A 19,429-nucleotide genomic window follows, 5' to 3' on the forward strand; every position below is an offset into this window, starting at 1 on the left:
GGCGCGGTCGGAGACGACGGTGCCCGGCGGGTCACCCGCCGGGCACGGTGCGTCGGACCGGTCAGCCCTTGACGTACGGCTTGCCGTCGGCGGCCGGCGCCCGCACCCTGCCGACCAGCCCGGCCACCGCCAGGATCGTCGCCAGGTACGGCAGCATCGCCAGGAACTGGCTCGGAATGCTGCTGCCGATCGCGCCCAGGTAGGTGGCGAGCTGGTCGGCGAAGCCGAAGAAGAGCGCCGCGAGCAACGCCCCGGTCGGGCTCCACCGGCCGAAGATCAGCGCGGCCAGGGCGATGAAGCCCTTACCGCCGATCATGTTCTTGGTGAACGAGTAGAGCGCCAGCGTGTACGACGCCCCACCCACGCCGGCCACCAGACCGGCCATGATCACGTTGCGGTAGCGCAGCCGCAGCACCTTCACGCCGAGCGTGTCGGCGGCGGTCGGGTGCTCACCCACCGACCGGGTCCGCAGACCCCACCGGGTGCGGAACAGCGCCAGGTGGATGACCAGCACCAGCAGCAGGCCCAGGTAGAGGAAGATGTTGCCGCGGAACAGCGCCGGACCGATCAGCGGGATGTCCTTCAGCAGCGGGATCTCCCAGTTGCTGAAGCGTGGCGCGCTGTTGTACTTCGCCGCGTCGGTCGCCATCAACCGCTCGTAGAGGAAGCCGGTGATGCCGACCGCGAGCAGGTTGAGCACGATGCCCATGACCACCTGGTCGACCAGGTAGCGGATGGCGAACACGGCCAGCAGCAGCGAGATGAACGCGCCACCGATCGCGGCGGCCACCAGGCCCACCCAGACACTGCCGGAGATGCTGCCGAACAGCGCGCCGGAGAACGCGCCCATCAGCAACTGCCCCTCGATCGCCACGTTGACCACGCCGGAGCGCTCGCAGAGCACGCCGGCCAGCGCACCGAAGATCAGCGGCAGCGCCAGGACGAACGTGCCCCGCAGCACGTTGACAAGCGGCATGAAGTTGCGCCCCTCGGGGGCGGCGGAGACCTGCCAGCACAGGAAACTCAGCACGAAGGCGACCAGCCCGGCGCCGAGCAGCAGCGTGAACCAACGCTTGGGCACACCGGCCAGCAACGCGGCACCGGCCGCGGCGGCGATGACGCCGAACAGGATCGCGCCGACCGTGCCGTTGATCTCCAGGGCGGCGCCGCCCTCGGTCTCGCTGAGCGTGAAGCGGGCCTGCTGGTCGGTGGCGAGCGCCCCGAACAGCACCGCAGCGACCACGCCCAGCGCCAGCAGGACGGCGCCGGCCTTGCGGGCCCGCGTCCAGAAACCCTCGTCGACCGCGATGACCGCGACGTCGGGGACAGCGGTGGTGGACATGCTCACCAGCCCTTCGCGAGGCTCGTCTGCAGCCGGGCGGCGCGGGCCGCCCGGAGCTGGAAGATCGCCTTCACCAGGGCGGGCGCGGCGATGAAGATGACGATGAGCGCCTGGAGCACGGTGACCAGCTCCAGCGAGATCCCGGAGTACGACTGCATCCGGTTGCCGCCGGCCTGGAGCGCGCCGAACAGCAGCGCGGCCAGCAGCACGCCCCACGGCTTGACCCGGCCCAGCAGCGCGACCAGGATGCCGTCGAAGCCGATCTGGGCGATCACCAGCGGGGTCAGCGCGTTGGCGGTGGAGCCGAGCACCATGTTCGAGCCGCCGAGGCCGGCCAGCAGACCCGCGATCACCATCACCAGCACGTACGTCTTGGTGACGCTGATGCCGGCGGTCCGGGCGGCGTCCGGGTTCGCGCCCACCGCGCGCAGCTCGAAGCCGAGCGTGGAGCGGTTGAGCAGCCAGGCGATGAACCAGGTGGCCAGCACCGCGAGCAGGATGCCGGCGTGCACCCGCAGGTCGTCGCCGAGCAGCCGGGGCAGTTGCGCGGAGGACTCGACCGGCTTGCTGATCGCGTCCGACCGGGTCGGGTTCTGCACCCCGCTCTGGACGATGATCCAGGACAGGAAGTAGACCGCCACGTAGTTGAGCATGATCGTGTTGATCACCTCGTGGGCGCCGGTACGCGCCTTGAGGATGCCCGGGATGAAGCCCCAGAGCGCACCGCCGAGCGCACCGGCGATCAACGCGACCAGCAGGTGCACGCCGGGCGGCAGCGGCAGCGCGAAGCCGGCCACGGCGGCCAGGATGACGCCGATGGTCGCCTGGCCCTGGGCGCCGATGTTGAACAGGCCGCCCCGGAAGGCCAGCGCGACCGACAGGCCGGTGAAGACCAGCGGCGCGGTGTAGGTGAGCGTCTCCGAGATCGGGCCCATGGCGGCGGTGAAGCCGACCGCGTCCGGGTCGAACACCGCGCCCTTGAACAGGTTCGCGTACGCCTCGCTGACCACGGTCCAGCTCGCGTTCAGCGCGTCGGCCGGGCGGGCGGTGATGTAGCCGTAGGTGGCCAGCACGTCCGGGTCGGAGACGATGATCAGCACGGCGCCGACCAGCATGGCCAGTACCACCGCGAGCACGGTCACGGTGACCGTGTTGGCCGCCCAGAGGTTCTCCAGGAACAGCCGGCCCAGACTGGGCCGGGGCCCCTCGGCCGGTGGCTGCTTCGACGCGGTGGTGGTGGTGGTGGTGACCGCCCGCTCGGTGTCGCCGGCCGGCGCGGTCGGCGTCGCGCGGGCCTCGCTGCGCGCTTCCTGCGCCTCGGTCGCCGGTTCCTTGTCCGGGGAGCCCGACGCCGGGTTCGGGTTCGTCATGCCTCGTCCTCGTTGCCAGGGCCCTCGGGGGCCGGGGCGGCGGCGCTGCCCTCGTCCGCGGTCGCGGCGGCGCTGCCCTCGTTCGCGGTCGGGGCCGCGGTGTCGGGGGTGATGCCGGCCATCAACAGGCCGATCTCCTCGCGGGGCGTGTCCGGGCCGACGATGCCGATGACCCGGCCGCGGTACATCACCGCGATCCGGTCGGCGAGGCCGATCACCTCGTCCAGCTCGCTGGAGACCACCATGACCGCGGTGCCGACGTCGCGCTCGCGGATGACCTGGCTGTGGATGAACTCGATCGAGCCGACGTCCACGCCGCGGGTGGGCTGGGCGGCGATGAGGAGCTTCAGCGGCCGGGACAGCTCCCGGGCCACGATCACCTTCTGCTGGTTGCCGCCGGAGAGCGTGCCGACCGCCGCGTCGGCCGACGAGGTGCGGACGTCGAACTGCGCGATCCGCTCCTTCGCCGACTTCGCGATCGCGTCCGGCTTCAGCGACAGGCCCTTGCCGAACGGCGGCCGGTCGTAGATGTCCAGCACCAGGTTCTCCGCCACGGAGAACTCCTTGACCAGGCCGTCGACGCTGCGGTCCTCGGGCACGTAGCCGACACCGGCGCGGAGCACCTTCTTCGTCGACCAGCCGTGGGTCGACTCGCCGGCCAGGCTGATCGTGCCGGCGAGCGTCGGGCGCAGGCCCATGATCGCCTCGATCAGCTCGGTCTGGCCGTTGCCCTGCACTCCCGCGACGCCGAGCACCTCACCGGCGTGCACGGTCAGGTCGACGCCGTCGACGGCGCGTACCTGCCGGTCGTCGTCGACGACCAGGCCGGCGACCTCCAGGACCGGCTCGCCCGGCCGGGCCGGCTCCTTGTCCACGGTCAGCCGGACGTTGCGGCCGACCATCAACGCGGCCAGCTCGTCCCGGCTGGCGGTCGGCTCGGCGGTGCCGACCGTCCGGCCGCGCCGGATCACGGTGATCCGGTCCGCGATCGCCTTCACCTCGCCCAGCTTGTGGGTGATGAACACGATCGACTTGCCGGCGGCCTTGAGCGACCGCATGACGGTCAGCAGCTCGTCGGTCTCCTGCGGGGTGAGCACGGCCGTCGGCTCGTCGAGGATCAGCAGGTCGACGTCGCGGGTCAGGGCCTTGACGATCTCCACCCGCTGCTGGATGCCGACCGGCAGGTCCTCGATCACCGCGTCCGGGTCGACCCGGAGGTTGTACCGCTCGGACACCTCGGCCACCTCGCGGCGGGCCCGCCGACGGTCGAGGAACCCGGCGAAGGGCACCTTGACCTGCTCGGCGCCGAGCATCACGTTCTCGGCCACGGTGAAGACCGGCACCAGCATGAAGTGCTGGTGCACCATGCCGATCCCGGCGGCGATCGCGTCCGACGGGCCCTTCAGCTTCAGCGGCCGGCCGTCGACCAGGATCTCGCCCTCGTCCGGCTGGTAGAGCCCGTAGAGCACGTTCATCAGGGTCGACTTGCCGGCGCCGTTCTCGCCGAGCAGGGCGTGGATCTCTCCAGGCTCCACCGTGAGGTCGATGTGGTCGTTGGCGACCAGATCACCGAACCGCTTGGTGATGCCGCGCAGTTCGAGTCTCAGCGCAACCTCCTGGAGTGCGAGCGATGGTGCAGCGTAGCGACTTGCCGCGCCGCCACCGCGCCGGGTGGGGGATGGGGGATGAAGGTGACCGGCCGCCCCGGGGGCGCGGGGTTCGGACCCCGTACGCCCGGGACGGCCGGATGGTGCTACCTGGTGCCCGCCGGCCCCGCTGCCGATGATCTCACCGCGGCGGCCGGCGGAGCGGTCACTTGGTCGGCTGGGCCTTCGAGGTGACCGTGACGGTGCCGGCGGCGATGTCCGCCTTGATCTTCTCGACCTCGGCCTTCAGGTCCGCCGGGACCTTGCTGTCGAAGTCGTGGTACGGCGCGATCGAGACACCGGTGTTGGCCAGCGTGCCGACGAAGCCCGGCTGCGCCTGGAGCTTCTCGCCACCGGCGGCCTTCACCACGGCCTCCTTGACGGCCTCCGGGATGTTCTTGACGACCGTGGTCACGATCGCCGAGCAGTCCGGGGTGCTCTCGCAGCCGTCGACGTCCACCCAGACGACCGAGTACTTGCCGCCCGAGGCCTTGGCCGCGGCGGTGGTGCCGAGGCCGGCGCCACCGGCGACCGGCATGATGATGTCGGCGCCCTGGGCGACCAGCGCGTCGGAGACCTTCTTGCCCTCGTCCTGCTTGACGAAGTCGTTGGTGAAGGAGCCCTTCTGGGTGGCCTTGTCCCAGCCCAGCACCTGGACGTTCTTGCTCTTCGCCTTGTTGTAGTACGCCACGCCGTCGGCGAAGCCGTCCATGAAGATGGTGACCGGCGGGATCGGCAGGCCGCCGTAGGTGCCCACCTTGCCGCTCTTGCTCATCCCGGCGGCCAGGTAGCCGGCCTGGAACGCGGCCTGCGCGGTGTCGAACTGCATCGGGTAGATGTTGCCCACACCCGGGTTGGCGTCGACGATCGCGAACTGCTGGTTCGGGTTCGCGGTGGCCGCCTTCTTGGTGGCGTCCGACATCAGGCCACCGACGGCCAGGATGAAGTCGCACTTCTGGTTGACGAACCCGGTGAGGTTGACCTCGTAGTCCGCCTCAGCCTTCGACTGGACGTTCTTGATCTCGATGTTGTCGTTCTCCTTCTTCGCCTCCTGAAGGCCCTTCCAGGCGGAGGTGTTGAAGGACTTGTCATCGATGCCGCCGACGTCGGTCACCATGCAGGCGCTGTACTTCTTGCCGCCGTTGCCGCCGGCGTTGTCCTTGCTGTCGTCCGGAGCCTCACCACACGCGGCGGCGCCCAGCACGAGGCCACCCGCCACGAAGGCGGAGGCGATCCGCATCCCACGCACAGAGCGCAAGACGTCTCCTTCCCATTGCGCCCGCGTCGTGCGCGGTACGCATGCCCTTGCGCCGGCCTGCGGTGTGCGGCCGGCGTCCCACGTTACGGACGGGAGCGTACGCCCGCGCCCACCCACCGGCCGACAATCGTGCACGACTGTTGAGCGTCCGTTACCCCGGTGTAACCCTTGCGTGGGGCAGATCACTTCTGGGGCTGGTAGGGGTGCACGGGCGTGTCCCGAACGTCCGTTTCCGGGGCCGCTCCCGATCCCGGCGGACTACCGCCAGAACACCGCGACCGCCGCGTTGAGCAGCGTCAACCCGATGATCGCGAGGAAGTGCCCCCGGTTCACGGACTCCCGCTTACGGGAGAAGAAGACCATGACGAAGATGAGCAGCGCGAGCACCAACTTGGTAACAAGCTTCGCCGGGGCCGGCTCGTCGCCGTCCCGCAGGGGCGCGGAGAGCCCGAGACCCGTCAGGATCTGGATCACCGCCCCCCACAGCATGGCCGCGTTGATCCGCAGCCGGCCGCTGACGTACTGGGCGATCCCGCCGCCGAGCAGCAGCGCGAAGCCGATCAGATGGACGTAGAGAAGGATCAGTCGAAGAGCTTCCACGCCGGCCATCCTCCCCCATCAACGACACTGCGTAGTAGTCGCCCCGCCGAGCTGCCGTCATACCGTGACCTGGGCCGGCTCGGGTGGCACTGTCACCTCCCCGGCGGCCCCGGCCCGCCGACCGGCCAGGACCAGCACCAGCCCCACCAGCGCGTACCCGGTCAGCACGGCCAGCGGTCGGCCGGCGCCCGCGCCGTCGAAGAACGCCGCCGAGCGCAGCAGCGTGCCGCCCGCGCCGACCGGCAGGAACTGGCCGAACGTCCCCCACGGCTGCGGCAGCAGCTCGGGCGCGGCGGCGACCGCGGAGAGCGGGTTGCCGAGCAGGAAGACGAGCAGCGCCCCGAGGCCGATGCCGGCGCGGCCGAGCAGCGCGCCGAGACCCGCCACCGTGGCGGCGGCGGCGAGCGAGAAGAGACCGATCGCGCCGGCCTCCCGCCACGGGTCGCCGTCGAGCAGACCGAGCCAGCCGTGCAGCACCGTGACACCGGCCGTGCCGGCGAGCGCCGCGTACCCGAGCAGGCCGGCCAGCCGCGCGCGGCGGCCGGTGACCAGCAGCGTGAGCAGCGCGCCGACCAGCATGCCGGTGAGCGCCAGCGGCAGGAACCCGGCGGCGAACCCGGCCCCGCGCGGGTCGTCCGGGTCGGTCGGCACGACCGCCGTCACCGGCACCGGGCGACCGGCCGAGAGCTGGCCGGCGGCCTCGGTGAGCAGGGCCGCCACGGTCGGGCTGGCGGCCGGCGCGGTGTGCAGGGTGACGCCGTCCGGGCCGGCCACGAACGCGGCGTAGACCTCCCGGTCGCGTAGCGCCCGGTCGGCCGCCGCCGCGTCCGGCAGCGTGGTCACCGTGAAGCCGCCGGGGCGGGCGGCGGTCAGCCGGGCGGTCAGCTCGGCGACGGCCGGCGGCGGCCCGGCCACGGCCACCGGCAGGTCGCGCGGCGCGAGGTGCGCGGCAGGGGCCGCGAACAGCGGTACGAGCAGCGCCTGCACCACCACCGCCACGCCGACCAGCAGCGCGGTGAGGGTCCAGGGCGAGCGGGAGCGGAGCATCGTCGCCTCCTTAAAACGAATGTTCGTTCTCTTGGAGAGAGCCTGCGCCGCTCTCGACGCGTTCGTCAAGAACGAACGTTCGCTTTAGAATGTGTGTCGTGCCACGCGTCTCCGAACAGCACCTCGCCGCCCGCCGCCAGCAGATCCTCGACGCGGCCCGGCGCTGCTTCCTGCGCGACGGGTTCCACCAGACCTCGATGCAGGACGTGATCAGGGAGGCCGGGCTCTCGGTCGGCGCCGTCTACCGCTACTTCCCCAGCAAGAACGACCTGATCACGGCCATCGCCCAGGCGGTCGTCGGCACTGCCGACGAGAACTTCGCCGACCTGTCCACCGCCGACCCGCCGCTGCCACTGACCGGGGTGCTGGAGCGTGCCCTGGCCTTCGTCGACGGCCAACTCGGCCCGGACGGCGTGCTGCCCCTGGCGTTGCAGGTGTGGAGCGAGGCACAGCGGGACCCGGTGCTGGCCGAGTTCGTCGCCGCCACGTACACCCGGTTGCGCGGCCATTTCGTGACCGCCGCCCGGCGGGCGCGCGACGCCGGCGAGCTGCCCCCTGAGGCCGACCCCGACGCGGTCGGTGCGGCCCTGTTCGGCCTGGTCCCGGGCTACTTCACCCAGCGCATCCTCACCGGCTCCCCCGACCGCGCCACCTACCTGACCGGTGCCCGAGCCCTGCTCCGCTGAGGTGTGAGGAGGGGCCCCCTGTTATGCGGAATGCGTTAACCGGGGGCCCCTCCTTTCACCACTTCCAGAGCTGGAACGTGGGGCCGTCGGCGGGGAGGGTGGCCGTGCCGGGGGGCAGCGCCGGGGCGCCGCCGTAGATGTTCTCGGCGGCGGGCAGGCCGGTCAGGCGCACCGGGGCGCCGGGCGCGCGGCGGGCCAGCACCAGCACCGTGCCGGTCGGGGCCTCGCGCAGGAAGACCAGCGTGTCCGCGTCGGCGTGCACCCACCGCAGGCCGCCGTGCCGCAGCGCCGGCTCGTCGCGGCGCAGCGCCAGCAGCGACCGGTACGCGTCGAACGTGCGCCGGTCCCAGCTCTCCGGCCGGTGCCACGGCATCGGGGTACGCGAGCCCTCCCCGTTCGGGCCGGTCAGGCCCAGCTCGTCACCGGCGAAGACGACCGGGGTCCCCGGCATGGTGGCGAGCAGCCCGGCCGCGACCTCCTGCCGGGCCGCGTCGCCCACCACGGTGCGGATCCGGGCCGAGTCGTGCGAGCCGAGGAGCTGCCACGAGTGCGTGTACGACCGCCACGAGACCAACGACCGGTAGGCGTTCATGGTGGCCAGCACCGCGTCCGCGTCCCGCCGCCGGACCCCGCCGGGCGTGCCGAGGAAGTTCGGCACCGGGCCGTCCCCCGCGCGCAGCCAGGACCACACCGGGTCGGTGAACCCGACGTAGTTCATCGTGCCGTGCCAGCCGTCGCGGTCCAGGTCGCCGGTGTGGTCGTGGCCGTGCTCGGCGAGCAGCAACGCGTCCGGTCGGGTCTCGGCGACCACCTCGCGCAGCAGTCGCGCCACCTCGTGGGTGTACGCGTCGGGGCCCCGCCGGCCGGTCATGTTCGCCACGTCCACCCGCCAGCCGTCCAGCCCGTACGGCGGACGCAGCCAGCGGCGCAGCAGCGAGTCCTCGGCGGTGGCGAACCGGCGGCGCAGCTCGGCGCTGCCCCAGTTGAGCTTCGGCAGCGACTTCACCCCGTTCCACGACTCGTAGTCCTGTCCCGGGAGGTCGAAGTAGTACAGGTCCCGGTCCAACGCGTTGACGTCGGACACCGCGGCGGTGAACCAGCGGTGCGCGTCACCGGTGTGGTTGCTGGTGATGTCGCCGAGCAGCCGCCAGCCCCGGGCGCGTACCGCGTCGGCGAGCCGGACCAGCGCCGCGTCGCCGCCGAGCAGCGGGTCGACGGTGTCGAAGCTGGACGCGTCGTACCGGTGGTTGGAGCGGGCCGGGAAGATCGGGGTGAGGTAGACCGTGTTGACGCCGAGCGGGTCCAGGTGGTCCAGGCGCTCGGTGATGCCGTCCAGGTCGCCGCCGTAGAACTGGCGGGGCGTCTCCGGGCCGCGCCCGATCACCGGCGTGTCCCAGTCGCACGGGATCGCCCAGTCCGGCGCGGTGCGCCCGTCCGCCGCGGCCGAGCGGGCGAACCGGTCCGGGAAGATCTGGTAGATCACCGCGTCCCGGGCCCAGGCCGGCGGCGGCGCGTGGCTGACCAGCTTGAAGTCGCCGTGGTCCGGCACGTCGTGGTCGGCGGTGCCGGCCGCGTTGAGCCAGCGGGCACCGGCGGTGCCGTCGAGCAGGAAACGGTAGTTGCTGACCGGGTTGCGGACCTCGACGTCGGCCCGCCACCACACGTCACCGTCCGTGGTGCGGTCGACCACCGCCGCGGCGAAGTGCGGCTCGCCGTCGCCGGTGGTCCGCACGTGCACCTGGTCGACACCGGCGCCGGCCGGCACCCGGACGAAGACGGGGACGGTCTGCCCGAGCGCGGGCTCCTGCTCCGGGACGTAGGTGGCGGAGCCGTCGTGGTGCGGTTGGAGGGACATGCCGCGGCCTTTCGCGTCGTACCGACAGGGAGTGGGCGGGCACCCGCCGCGGTCGGTCACCCGACCGCGACGGTCCGCCCGCCAAACCGCTCCGGTGTACGCCGACACGACGCCCTTGCCGCAGCGTGAGCCGAGGAGGCTCAGCCTTTGACCGCTCCGGAGGTGAGGCCGGAGACGATGTAGCGCTGGAGCAGTTGGAACACCAGCACGGTGGGGATCGCGGTGAGCAGCGTGCCGGCCGCGAACATCCCGAAGTTGTTGTTGCGTTCGCCCGCGACCAGGCCGAACATGCCGACCGCGAGCGTCTTCGACTCGGTGTTGGTGAGGAACACGTTGGCGATGATGAACTCGTTGATCGACCCGATGAACGCGAGCAGGCCGGTCACCGCCAGGATCGGCGCCACCAGCGGCAGCATGATCCGGAAGAAGACCTGCACGTGCGACGCGCCGTCCATGGTCGCCGACTCGTCCAGCTCCTTCGGCAGCGTGTCGAAGAAGCCCTTCATCAGCCAGGTGTTCGCGCCCAGCGCGCCACCCATGTAGAGCAGGAACAGGCCCCACGGGGTGTTGAAGCCGATGGACGGGTACAGGTCGGTGATCGTGGTGAAGATCAGGAAGATCGCCACGATCGCCAGGAACTGCGGGAACATCTGGATCAGCAGCAGCGTGAGCAGGCCGATCCGCCGCCCGGCGAACCGCATCCGGGAGAACGCGTACGCGGCCAGCGCCGACAGGAAGATCGACGCGAAGCTGGCCACGCCCGCCAGCAGCAGCGAGTTGAGGAACCAGTGGCCGAACGCGGTCCGGTCGAACAGGTTGGTGAAGTTCTCCAGCGACGCCCCGGTCGGCAGCAGCTCGGTCGAGGAGAGCGTGCCGAGCGGGTTGAGCGCCGCGGAGATCACGAACATGATCGGGAAGAGGCTGAACAGCACCGCCAGCACCCCGACCAGATGCCGCCAGCCCACCTGGGCGAACCACCGGCTGCGCGACCGGCCGACCGGGTTGCGGTGGGCCGCCGGCGTTTCCGCGATGCTGGTCACGAGTACACCTCCTCCTGCTTGCGGGTGCGCCGGAAGCTGATCGCCGAGACGGTCGCCACGATCGCGAAGATGAAGATCGAGACGGTGGCGGCCAGGCCGTACTCGGCGCCCTGGGCGCCGAACGCCAGCCGGTACGTGTAGGTGATCAGCAGGTCGGTGGCGCCGTTGCGCGGGTTGTCCGGCGCGAACGGCCCGCCCTCGGTGGTGAACAGGATCGCGTTGACGTTGTTGAAGTTGTACGCGAACGACGCGATCAGCAGCGGCGAGAGCGCCACCAGCAGCAGCGGCAGGGTGACCGCCTTGAACGACTGCCACGGGCTGGCCCCGTCGACCGAGGTGGCCTCCGTCAGCTCCCGCGGGATGGCCTGGAGCGCGCCGGTGGCCACCAGGAACATGTACGGGTAGCCGAGCCAGAGCTGCACCAGCAGCACCGCGACCCGGGCCGACCAGGCGCCGCCGAACCAGTCGACGTCCAGCCCGAACAGGTTGTTGAGCAGGCCGAAGTCGGTGTTGAACATGTCCCGCCAGACCAGCAGCATCGCGAACGACGGCATGGCGTACGGGAGGATCAGCAGCATCCGGTAGAGGTTGGTGCCCCGCATCCGGGGCGAGTGCAGCGCGAGCGCGATGGCCATGCCGAGCAGGAAGGTGAACCCGGTGGAACCGATCGCGAACGCGAAGTTCCAGGCCAGCGTGCCGAAGAACGGTCCGGAGATGTTCGGGTCGGTGAGCACCGCGCCGACGTTCTTCAGCCCGACGTTCACCTTCCAGCCCTGGCTGAGCCGCTCGCCGTCGGCGGCGACGAAGGAGCCGACCTTCTCGTCGGCGGTCCAGGTCTTGCCGCTCTCGCTGTCCCTGATGCAGTCGCAGCCGGCGTCGTACGCCCGGGCTGCCTTGCCCTCGTAGGCCCGGGTGAGGCCGTTGGAGCGGATGGCGCCGTCGTCGGTCGGCACGATCAGCGCGGTGACCGCGTCGCTGCGGCTGCTGGCCTGCCCGATGTTCAGCACGGTGTAGCCGTCCGCAGCGGTGATCTTGCCGCTGAGGCTGCTGACGGTGACGGCGCCGGCGTCGAGCTGGCGCAGCCCGCCCGCGTCCCCCGCGAAGACCTCCTTGGTCTTCGGGTCGCTGAGCAGGAAGGTCAGCGGGCCGGTCGCCGGGTCGCCCTTGGTGGCGATGGTGAGCGCGTACTCGGTCGAGCCGGGCACCTGCTTCACCGAGGAGGTCTGGATGGCGACGACCGCGTCGTCCTTGCTGCCGCGGTGGCCGTCGCCGAAGTTCGTGAACGCGGTACTCGCGGTGAGGAGCACCGGCAGCACCTGGAACGCGATCAGGAAGAGCGTGCCGGGGACCAGGTACTTGGCCGGGATGTGCCGGCGACCCAGGTAGAGGTAGAACAGGCCGGCGGTGGTGGCCACCAGGACGCCGAGCCCGATCCAGTGCCCGGCCTCGATGAGCGGGAACGCCGCCCAGAGCGCGATCCCGGCCACCAGGCCGAGCAGGACCACCTTGACGACGAGGCCGGTCGCGGTGATCGGCGCGTGGTGCCGCGCGGTACGCGAGGTGCGCGGGAGCCCGGGACGAGCGGGCTCCCGGCCCGGGGTCCGCGTGGCGGACCCCGGGCCGGACAGCGGCGCGCTCATTACTTGATCTGACCCTGGATGGTCTTGCCAGCGGCCGTGATCGTCTTGGCCGGGTCGGCGCCACCGATGACGGCGGCCTCGGCCTTGCCGAACGGGTCCCAGATCGCGGCCATGGCCGGGATCGCCGGGAGCACCTGGCCGTTCTTGCCGGCCTCGGAGAACTTCGCCAGGTCCGGGTCCTCGCCCTTGACCTGGTCGAAGGCCGCGGTCAGCGCCGGCGGGCGCGGCTCGGCCTTGTACAGCGCGACGGCCAGCTCGGGCTTGGTCACGTAGTTGGTGACGAACTCCTGGGCCAGGGCCTTGTTCTTGCCCTTGGCGGCGACGTAGAACGCCTGGACGCCCACGAACGGCTGGGCCTCCTTGCCACCGGCGAAGCCGGGGACCGGGGAGATGTCGTACTTGATGCCGGCCTTCTTGGCGTCGGCCACGGCCCACGGGCCGGAGACCAGGAAGGCGCACTTCTTGCCGGTGAAGGTGGAGATCGAGTTCTCCGGGGTGATGGACCGCTTCAGCGCGCCCTCGCCCTTCTCACCGAGCTTCGCGATCTTCTGGAACGCGGCGATCGACTCCGGCTTGCCCACGCCCAGGTCCTTCGGGTCGTAGTCGCCGTTGGCGGCGGTGCCGAACAGGTAGCCGCCGGCCGAGGAGTACAGCGGGTAGATGTGGTACGCGTCGCCGTTCTGGCCGGACTGGAGGCAGAGGATCTCGCTGGCCTTCTTCTCCGCCTTGAGCTTCTTGCCGGCGGTGACCAGGTCCTCGATCGTCTTCGGCGCCTCGGGGGCCAGCTCGGTGTTGCGGAGCAGCGCCAGGTTCTCGGTGGCGTAGGGCACGCCGTAGAGCTGGCCGTTGAAGGTGACCGCCTTGACCGCGGTCTCGTTGAAGCCCGCCTTCTGCTCGGCCGTGAGCTGGACCGGGTCGATGGCGCCGTTCTGGACCAGGTTGCCGATCCAGTCGTGCGCGCCGACCACGGCGTCCGGGCCGCTGCCCTGCTGGGAGGCGGTGACGAAGTTGGTCTGCAGGTCCTTGGAGACGGCCTGCACCTCGACGGTCACGCCGTTCTCCTTGCCGAACTCCTCGGCGAACGGCTTGAGGGCGGCGGTGCGCTTGTCGTCGGCCCAGATGACCAGCTTGCCGCCGGTCGCCTTGCTGGCGGACTGCTCGGCGGCCGGCTTGTCGCTGCCGCTGTCACCACAGCCGGACGCGGCGAGCGCCAGACCGAGGACGGCGACCACACCCGCGGTACGGATGCGCATCGGTACTCCTGTCGTCATGGCGGCACGCCGGGGGAAGGGCGACCGCCAGTGGGAACCTCTGAAAGTTCTTGCTGACCGGCGCCGGGGTGCTGCGCCGCTGCTCTCGCATGTTGCGGGGACGTTAGCAAGAGGTTGCAGAGAATGGAAGGGCTTGCAGAAGTGTACGCAAGACTTTGCCGTTGAGCTAAAGTGCCGCCATGCGCGCTCGACTGTCCGACATCGCCCAACAGGCCGAAGTCAGCGAGGCCACGGTGTCGCGGGTGCTCAACGACCGCCCCGGAGTGGCCCCGGAGACCCGGCAGGCCGTCCTCACCGCCCTCGACGTACTCGGCTACGAACGACCGGCCCGCCTGCGCAAGCGCAGCGCCGGGTTGGTCGGCCTGGTCGTGCCCGAGCTGGACAACCCGATCTTCCCGGCGTTCGCCCAGATCATCGAGTCCGCGCTGGCGCCCACCGGCTACACGCCGGTGCTGTGCACCCAGACCCCCGGCGGCGTCCGCGAGGACGAGTACGTCGAGATGCTGCTGGACCGGCAGGTCTCCGGCATCGTCTTCGTCTCCGGCCTGCACGCCGACACCGCCGCCGACCACGACCGGTACCGCACGCTGCTCGCCCGGCCGCTGCCGGTCGTCATGATCAATGGGTACGCGCCGGGCATCCCCGCGCCGTTCGTCTCCTGCGACGACCGGGAGTCCGCCGAACTCGCGGTCGCCCACCTGGTCGCGCTCGGGCACCGGCGGATCGGCCTGATCACCGGCCCGGACCGGTTCGTCCCGGTGCAGCGCAAGGTCGCCGGATACAAGGCCGCGATGCGGCGCCTCACCGACATCTCCGACGACGACCTGACCGAGCTGACCGAGCTGTCCCTGTTCGGCGTGGAGGGTGGCGAGGCCGCCGCCGGCCGGCTCATCGAGCGCGGGGTGACCGGCCTGGTCTGCGGCTCGGACCTGATGGCGCTCGGCGCGATCCGGGCGGCCCGGCAACGCGGCCGCTCCGTCCCCGAGGACGTCTCGGTGGTCGGTTACGACGACTCGCCGCTGATGGCCTTCACCGATCCGCCGCTGACCACGGTGCGCCAGCCGGTCGCGGCCATGGCGGTGGCCGCCGTACGCGCCCTGGTCGACGAGATCAACGGGCACCCGTCCCCGAACTCCGAGTACCTGTTCCGCCCGGAGTTGGTGGTGCGCGGCTCCACCGCGGTCGCCCGCCCCGCCCCCACCCCCAAACGCCAACGCCCCACCCCCACCCTTCCCGTCCCCGCCTGACCCCGTCCCGCCCGGCCCCGGCGCGGGCGTCTCGGGATCTGGGAGAGGTGCGGACGGTGACCGCCCTGGTGGGGCGGGTGATCGGCGTCATTTCTTGCGCAAGGAATGCTTGACTCTTGCAGCGCCGACGCGGCATTCTGCTCAGACACCCCCTGCGCCGCCACAGAACGGGATCGCCACCGATGACCTCCGCCCCCACCCCCACGCCACCGGCCACCGACGACGACTGGTGGCGGTCCGCGGTCGTCTACCAGGTCTACGTCCGCAGCTTCGCGGACGCGAACTCCGACGGCGTCGGTGACCTCCAGGGCATCCGGGGGCGGCTGCCCTACCTGCGCGAGCTGGGCGTGGACGCGCTCTGGCTCACGCCGTTCTACACCTCCCCGCAGGTCGACGCCGGCTACGACGTGGCCGACTACCGCGACGTCGACCCGCTCTTCGGCAACCTCACCGACTTCGACGAGATGATCACCGACGCGCACGCGCTGGGCCTGCGGATCATCGTCGACCTGGTGCCGAACCACACCTCCAGCGCGCACCCCTGGTTCGCCGCGGCGCTCGCCGCCGGCCCGGGTTCCCCGGAGCGCGAGCGCTACCTGTTCGCCGACGGCAAGGGCGAGCAGGGCGAGCTGCCCCCGAACGACTGGGAGAGCATCTTCGGCGGCCCGGCCTGGACCCGGGTGGTCGACGGCCAGTGGTACCTGCACCTGTTCGACCCGGCCCAGCCCGACCTGAACTGGCGCCACCCCGAGGTACGCGCCGAGTTCGAGGACGTCCTGCGCTTCTGGCTGGACCGCGGCGTCGACGGCTTCCGGATCGACGTGGCACACGGAATGATCAAGGCCGAGGGCCTGCCGGACGTCGGCTTCAGCACGATGACCACCGGGCAGCGCCAGTCGGATCTGCTCGGCAAGGGCCGGCTGCCCTACTTCGACCAGGACGAGGTGCACGACATCTACCGCGCCTGGCGGCCGATCCTGGACAGCTACCCGGGCGGCCGGATGGCGGTCGCCGAGGCGTGGGCCGAGACGCCGCAGCGGCTGGCCCGCTACATCGGCCCGGACGAGCTGCACCAGGCGTTCAGCTTCGACTTCCTGGAAGCCACCTGGTCGGCCGACTCGTTCCGCAAGGTGATCGACACCGCGCTGGCCGAGTCGACAATCGTCGGCGCGCCGACCACCTGGGTGCTCTCCAACCACGACAAGCAGCGCCACGTCACCCGGTACGGCGACGGCGAGGTCGGCCTGCGCCGCGCCCGGGCCGCCGCGCTGCTGATGTTCGCGCTGCCCGGCTGCGCCTACGTCTACCAGGGCGAGGAACTGGGCCTGCCGGAGGTGCTGGACCTCCCCGACGAGCTGCGCCAGGACCCGTCGTTCCTGCGCACCGGCGAGAGCCGGGACGGCTGCCGGGTGCCGATCCCGTGGAGCGGCGAGCTGGCCCCGTACGGCTTCGGGCCGGACGGCAGCGAACTGAGCTGGCTGCCGGCGCCGGCGACCTGGCGGGCCCTCTCGGTGGCCGCCCAGACCGGGGTGCCCGGCTCGACGCTGGAGCTGTACCGGGCGGCGCTGCGGGTCCGGGGCACGCACCCGGCGCTGGCCGGCCTCGGCGGCATCACCTGGCTGGAGACCGAACCCGGCGTGCTGGCGTTCCGTCGGGCCGCCGGGGACACGGAGCTGACCTGCGTGGTCAACCTCAGCGGCGCGGACGTGACGGTCGCCGGCTTCGGCCGGCCGCTCGTCGCCAGCGCCGATCTCACCGAGCGGGGCGACGGGCACGTCCTGCCGGTGGACGCGGCTGCGTGGTTCGAACGGCGCTGAGCCGGGTAACCCGCCAATGACCTGGTCGTCCGTTGTGCTCCGCGCCGACGGGCGGCTGGGCTGCCGACCCCTTGTGGTGGGGGGTGAGGTGACATCGGCCCCCGGGAGTCCGCTCCCGGGGGCCGGCGTCCGTTCGGGGCACCGCGCCGGTGGTCAACTGCCCTTGGCGGTGAGCAGCGCGGCGATCCGGGCGAAGCCGGCGCGGACCTCGTCGGCGTCCGGCGGCTCCGCCGGTTGCGGCTCCGGCTGGCGTTCGGCGGCCAACTCCAGCTCGTCGTCGATGACGTCCTCGAAGTCGCCGTAGAGATCCGCCTGGTCGGCCTCGGCCGCCTCGTCCTCGGCGGCGATCTGCGCGGCGGCGATCTCACCGCGGATCTCCTCCGGCGTCAGCGCCGGCAGCAACGGCTCCACGACCGCCATCAACTGCTCCTCGGCCACCACCGCCTCGGCCAGCGCCAGCGCGTGCGGTCGCTCGTACGGGCCGCAGACCACGGGCTCCCACTCGTCGTCGGCGGCCAGCGGACCGAACGTGATGATCCAGGGCAGGCCGAGCATCGGCGAGTCGTCCGGCAGGTCCAGTGTCACGAGTGCGCCCACCGGCCCATCATTGTCGTTCCGCGCCCGCCCGGGGACCGCAATCCCCCGAGTCTCCCCGCTCAGGCGACCGCGCTGGGCCACGCGTACCGGCGTCCAGCGCCGCCCGGACCAGGGCGACCGCCCGCTCCGGCGGCACCCCCAGGCGACGCGCCTCGGCGGCGTAGTCGGCCGCGGCCCGGTGCAGCCGGTCGGTGGCGTCGTCGCGCCCGGGCGCCACCACCGTGCCGTGCCGGCCCCGGGTCTGGACCAGCCCGGCGGCCTCCAACTCGCGGTAGGCCCGCGCCACCGTGTTTACCGCCAGCCCCAGGTCGGCGGCGAGCTGCCGGACCGCGGGGAGCCGGGTGCCCACCGGCAGCCGTCCGTCGCCGACGGCGCTCGCGAGCTGGGCGCGCACCTGCTCGTACGGGGGTGTCGCCGACTCCGCGTCCACCCGGATCCGCGGGCTCATCCCCCGCCGCCCGGGGTGCCCGGATCGGTCTCCTCGTCCAGCACGTCGGCCTCCACGTCCACCTCCCGCGCACCGCCCTCGGCCAGGTCGACCACCCGGCCGTACCGGCTGGTGGCGGCGAGCGCGGCGCCGAAGAGCACCATCTGGTTGAGCAGGTAGAGGTAGAGCAGCAGGCCCACGGCGGTCGCCACCACCGTGTACGCCGGATTCCGCTCGGTGCGCACCACGTAGTAGCGCCCCACGGTGTTGAGCAGCGTGATCCCGATCGCGACAGTCAGCACCGCCGGGCGCAACCGGCGGCGGCTCATCCGCAGCCGGGGCACGGCCAACAGCAGCGCGGCGGCGAGCACGGCGTTGACCAGCACGCTCAGCACCGCGCTGACCGTGGTCAGGCCGACCGAGCCGGTGCTGCGCAGCAGGAAGCGCAGCAGCGACTCCAGCGCGTCGACGGCGGCGACCGAGACGAACAGCAGCACGAAGACCGCGACCAGCACGCCGAGGTCGACCAGGTGGCGCACCACCAGGTTGCCGGGCTGCTGGTTGAAGCCGTACATCAGGCGCTGCGACGAGCGGATCGCCTCCACCCAGCCGATCCCGGTGAAGACCAGGATGATCAGGCCGACCACGCCGACGGTGTTGCTGCTCTCGGCGATCTGCGCCGGGTCGACAAAGGGCAGGTTCTCCCGGAGGAACTCGGCCGCCGCGCGGCTGACGTCCTCGTTGTCCCGCAGCACCGCGCCGAAGATCCAGTACGCGACCAGGGCGAGCGCGAACACGGCGAAGAAGCCGTAGTAGGCGATGGCGGCGGCGAGCCGCCCGGCGAGCAGGTCGGCGTAGAGCGTCCCGGCCAGCCAGACGTGGTCGAAGGCGGACGAGCGACCGCGGGCCGCGTCGATCCGACGCCCGACCGCCGCCTCGATCCGGCCGAAGACGTTCACCCCGCCATCCTCGCCGATCGTCGCCCTCGGCGGAGGCGGCCCGGCCGGCCGGGTGTTCAGCGCGGGCCGCCGAGCCGGAAGTCGCGACGGGGCTGCCACCGGGTCGCCCCGCTGTGCGAGAAGAGCGTGAACGCCTCCACCTCGAACAGCGCGGAGAAGTCGGCCAGGTCCTCGTACGCCTTGTCGAGCACCTCGGGCGGCACGTCCTGGGCCACGGTGACGTGCGGGTGGTACGGGAAGCGGGCCTCGCGGTGCAGCTCCGGAGCCGAGTTGATGGCGGCGGCGAGCAGCTCGCACTCGCTGATCCCGGCCGCCACCGTCACGAAGACCACCTGGGTGACCGGGCGGAACGTGCCGGTGCCGCGTAGGTGCAGCGTGAACGGCAGGTGCGTGGCGGCCACCCGGCTCAGGTGCTCCTCGACCGCGGGCAGCGCGCGTACCGGGATCTCGGTGGGCCCGAGCAGGGTGACGTGCGCCGGGACGGCCTGCGGGTCGCCGGCGGAGACCCGGCGGCGGGTGAGCAGCCCGCCCCACGGCTCGGGCACGTCGACCGCGATCCCGATCTGGATCGTGTCCTCGCCGCCCGGCGCTGCGTCACTGCCCGCCACGTTGCGCGCCATCCCTCCG

16 protein-coding genes and 1 pseudogene are annotated in these 19,429 nt (G+C 71.8%); 3 read left to right on the plus strand and 14 right to left on the minus strand.

Going from position 1 to position 19,429, the window contains the following annotated elements:
* Positions 1-61 precede the first annotated feature (61 nt).
* The 6 genes from AB0B02_RS00840 to AB0B02_RS00865 form a co-directional block, all read right to left on the minus strand.
* Complete coding sequence (locus tag AB0B02_RS00840; RefSeq protein WP_357292369.1) at positions 62-1,342, minus strand: ABC transporter permease; 1,281 nt, start codon at positions 1,340-1,342, stop codon at positions 62-64.
* Positions 1,343-1,344: 2 nt separating this feature from the next.
* A complete protein-coding gene (locus AB0B02_RS00845; RefSeq protein WP_357292378.1) occupies positions 1,345-2,712 on the minus strand; it encodes an ABC transporter permease in 1,368 nt (455 codons plus the stop codon).
* Positions 2,709-4,319 (minus strand): ABC transporter ATP-binding protein, encoded by a 1,611-nt coding sequence (locus AB0B02_RS00850; protein WP_281943793.1) that lies wholly within the window; start codon positions 4,317-4,319, stop codon positions 2,709-2,711. Before AB0B02_RS00850 ends, AB0B02_RS00845 begins: the two co-directional genes overlap by 4 nt.
* A gap of 205 nt (positions 4,320-4,524) precedes the next feature.
* Positions 4,525-5,598, minus strand: a complete 1,074-nt coding sequence (locus AB0B02_RS00855) for a BMP family ABC transporter substrate-binding protein (protein WP_281943794.1) — start codon at positions 5,596-5,598, stop codon at positions 4,525-4,527.
* A gap of 276 nt (positions 5,599-5,874) precedes the next feature.
* Entirely contained in the window at positions 5,875-6,216 is a 342-nt protein-coding gene (locus tag AB0B02_RS00860) for a hypothetical protein (protein WP_091061503.1), read from the minus strand.
* Between the two features lie 57 nt (positions 6,217-6,273).
* Positions 6,274-7,263: a hypothetical protein gene (locus tag AB0B02_RS00865; protein ID WP_357292387.1), complete on the minus strand. Its 990-nt coding sequence runs from the start codon at positions 7,261-7,263 to the stop codon at positions 6,274-6,276.
* 98 nt (positions 7,264-7,361) lie between these two features.
* Between AB0B02_RS00865 and AB0B02_RS00870 the strand changes: the two genes are divergently transcribed.
* Positions 7,362-7,949 (plus strand): TetR/AcrR family transcriptional regulator, encoded by a 588-nt coding sequence (locus tag AB0B02_RS00870; protein ID WP_357292395.1) that lies wholly within the window; start codon positions 7,362-7,364, stop codon positions 7,947-7,949.
* Between the two features lie 55 nt (positions 7,950-8,004).
* Here AB0B02_RS00870 and AB0B02_RS00875 read toward each other — a convergent pair whose 3' ends face one another.
* The 4 genes from AB0B02_RS00875 to AB0B02_RS00890 form a co-directional block, all read right to left on the minus strand.
* Positions 8,005-9,804, minus strand: coding sequence for an alpha-amylase family glycosyl hydrolase (locus AB0B02_RS00875; RefSeq protein WP_357292402.1), 1,800 nt, complete (start codon positions 9,802-9,804; stop codon positions 8,005-8,007).
* Positions 9,805-9,944: 140 nt separating this feature from the next.
* Positions 9,945-10,844, minus strand: coding sequence for a sugar ABC transporter permease (locus AB0B02_RS00880; RefSeq protein ID WP_281942974.1), 900 nt, complete (start codon positions 10,842-10,844; stop codon positions 9,945-9,947).
* Positions 10,841-12,484, minus strand: coding sequence for an ABC transporter permease subunit (locus tag AB0B02_RS00885; RefSeq protein WP_357292411.1), 1,644 nt, complete (start codon positions 12,482-12,484; stop codon positions 10,841-10,843). Before AB0B02_RS00885 ends, AB0B02_RS00880 begins: the two co-directional genes overlap by 4 nt.
* Positions 12,484-13,737 (minus strand): maltose ABC transporter substrate-binding protein, encoded by a 1,254-nt coding sequence (locus AB0B02_RS00890; RefSeq protein ID WP_281942978.1) that lies wholly within the window; start codon positions 13,735-13,737, stop codon positions 12,484-12,486. The genes AB0B02_RS00885 and AB0B02_RS00890 overlap by 1 nt, the downstream gene beginning before the upstream one ends.
* A 197-nt stretch (positions 13,738-13,934) precedes the next feature.
* Between AB0B02_RS00890 and AB0B02_RS00895 the strand changes: the two genes are divergently transcribed.
* Complete coding sequence (locus AB0B02_RS00895; RefSeq protein ID WP_281942980.1) at positions 13,935-15,002, plus strand: LacI family DNA-binding transcriptional regulator; 1,068 nt, start codon at positions 13,935-13,937, stop codon at positions 15,000-15,002.
* 182 nt (positions 15,003-15,184) lie between these two features.
* Entirely contained in the window at positions 15,185-16,819 is a 1,635-nt protein-coding gene (locus AB0B02_RS00900) for a glycoside hydrolase family 13 protein (RefSeq protein WP_281942982.1), read from the plus strand.
* 153 nt (positions 16,820-16,972) lie between these two features.
* On the opposite strand, the gene AB0B02_RS00905 is transcribed toward AB0B02_RS00900, so the two are convergent.
* The 4 genes and pseudogenes from AB0B02_RS00905 to AB0B02_RS00920 form a co-directional block, all read right to left on the minus strand.
* A complete protein-coding gene (locus AB0B02_RS00905) occupies positions 16,973-17,416 on the minus strand; it encodes a hypothetical protein (RefSeq protein WP_281942984.1) in 444 nt (147 codons plus the stop codon).
* 76 nt (positions 17,417-17,492) lie between these two features.
* A pseudogene (locus tag AB0B02_RS00910) lies at positions 17,493-17,864 on the minus strand (GntR family transcriptional regulator); the annotation flags it as partial.
* Positions 17,861-18,802 (minus strand): YihY/virulence factor BrkB family protein, encoded by a 942-nt coding sequence (locus AB0B02_RS00915; RefSeq protein WP_357292434.1) that lies wholly within the window; start codon positions 18,800-18,802, stop codon positions 17,861-17,863. The pseudogene AB0B02_RS00910 and the gene AB0B02_RS00915, both read right to left, overlap by 4 nt.
* Before the next feature lie 56 nt (positions 18,803-18,858).
* Complete coding sequence (locus AB0B02_RS00920; RefSeq protein WP_281943795.1) at positions 18,859-19,422, minus strand: 2'-5' RNA ligase family protein; 564 nt, start codon at positions 19,420-19,422, stop codon at positions 18,859-18,861.
* Positions 19,423-19,429: the final 7 nt, after the last annotated feature.

The sequence above is a fragment of the Micromonospora sp. NPDC049240 genome (assembly GCF_040647835.1).
Classification (GTDB): domain Bacteria; phylum Actinomycetota; class Actinomycetes; order Mycobacteriales; family Micromonosporaceae; genus Micromonospora.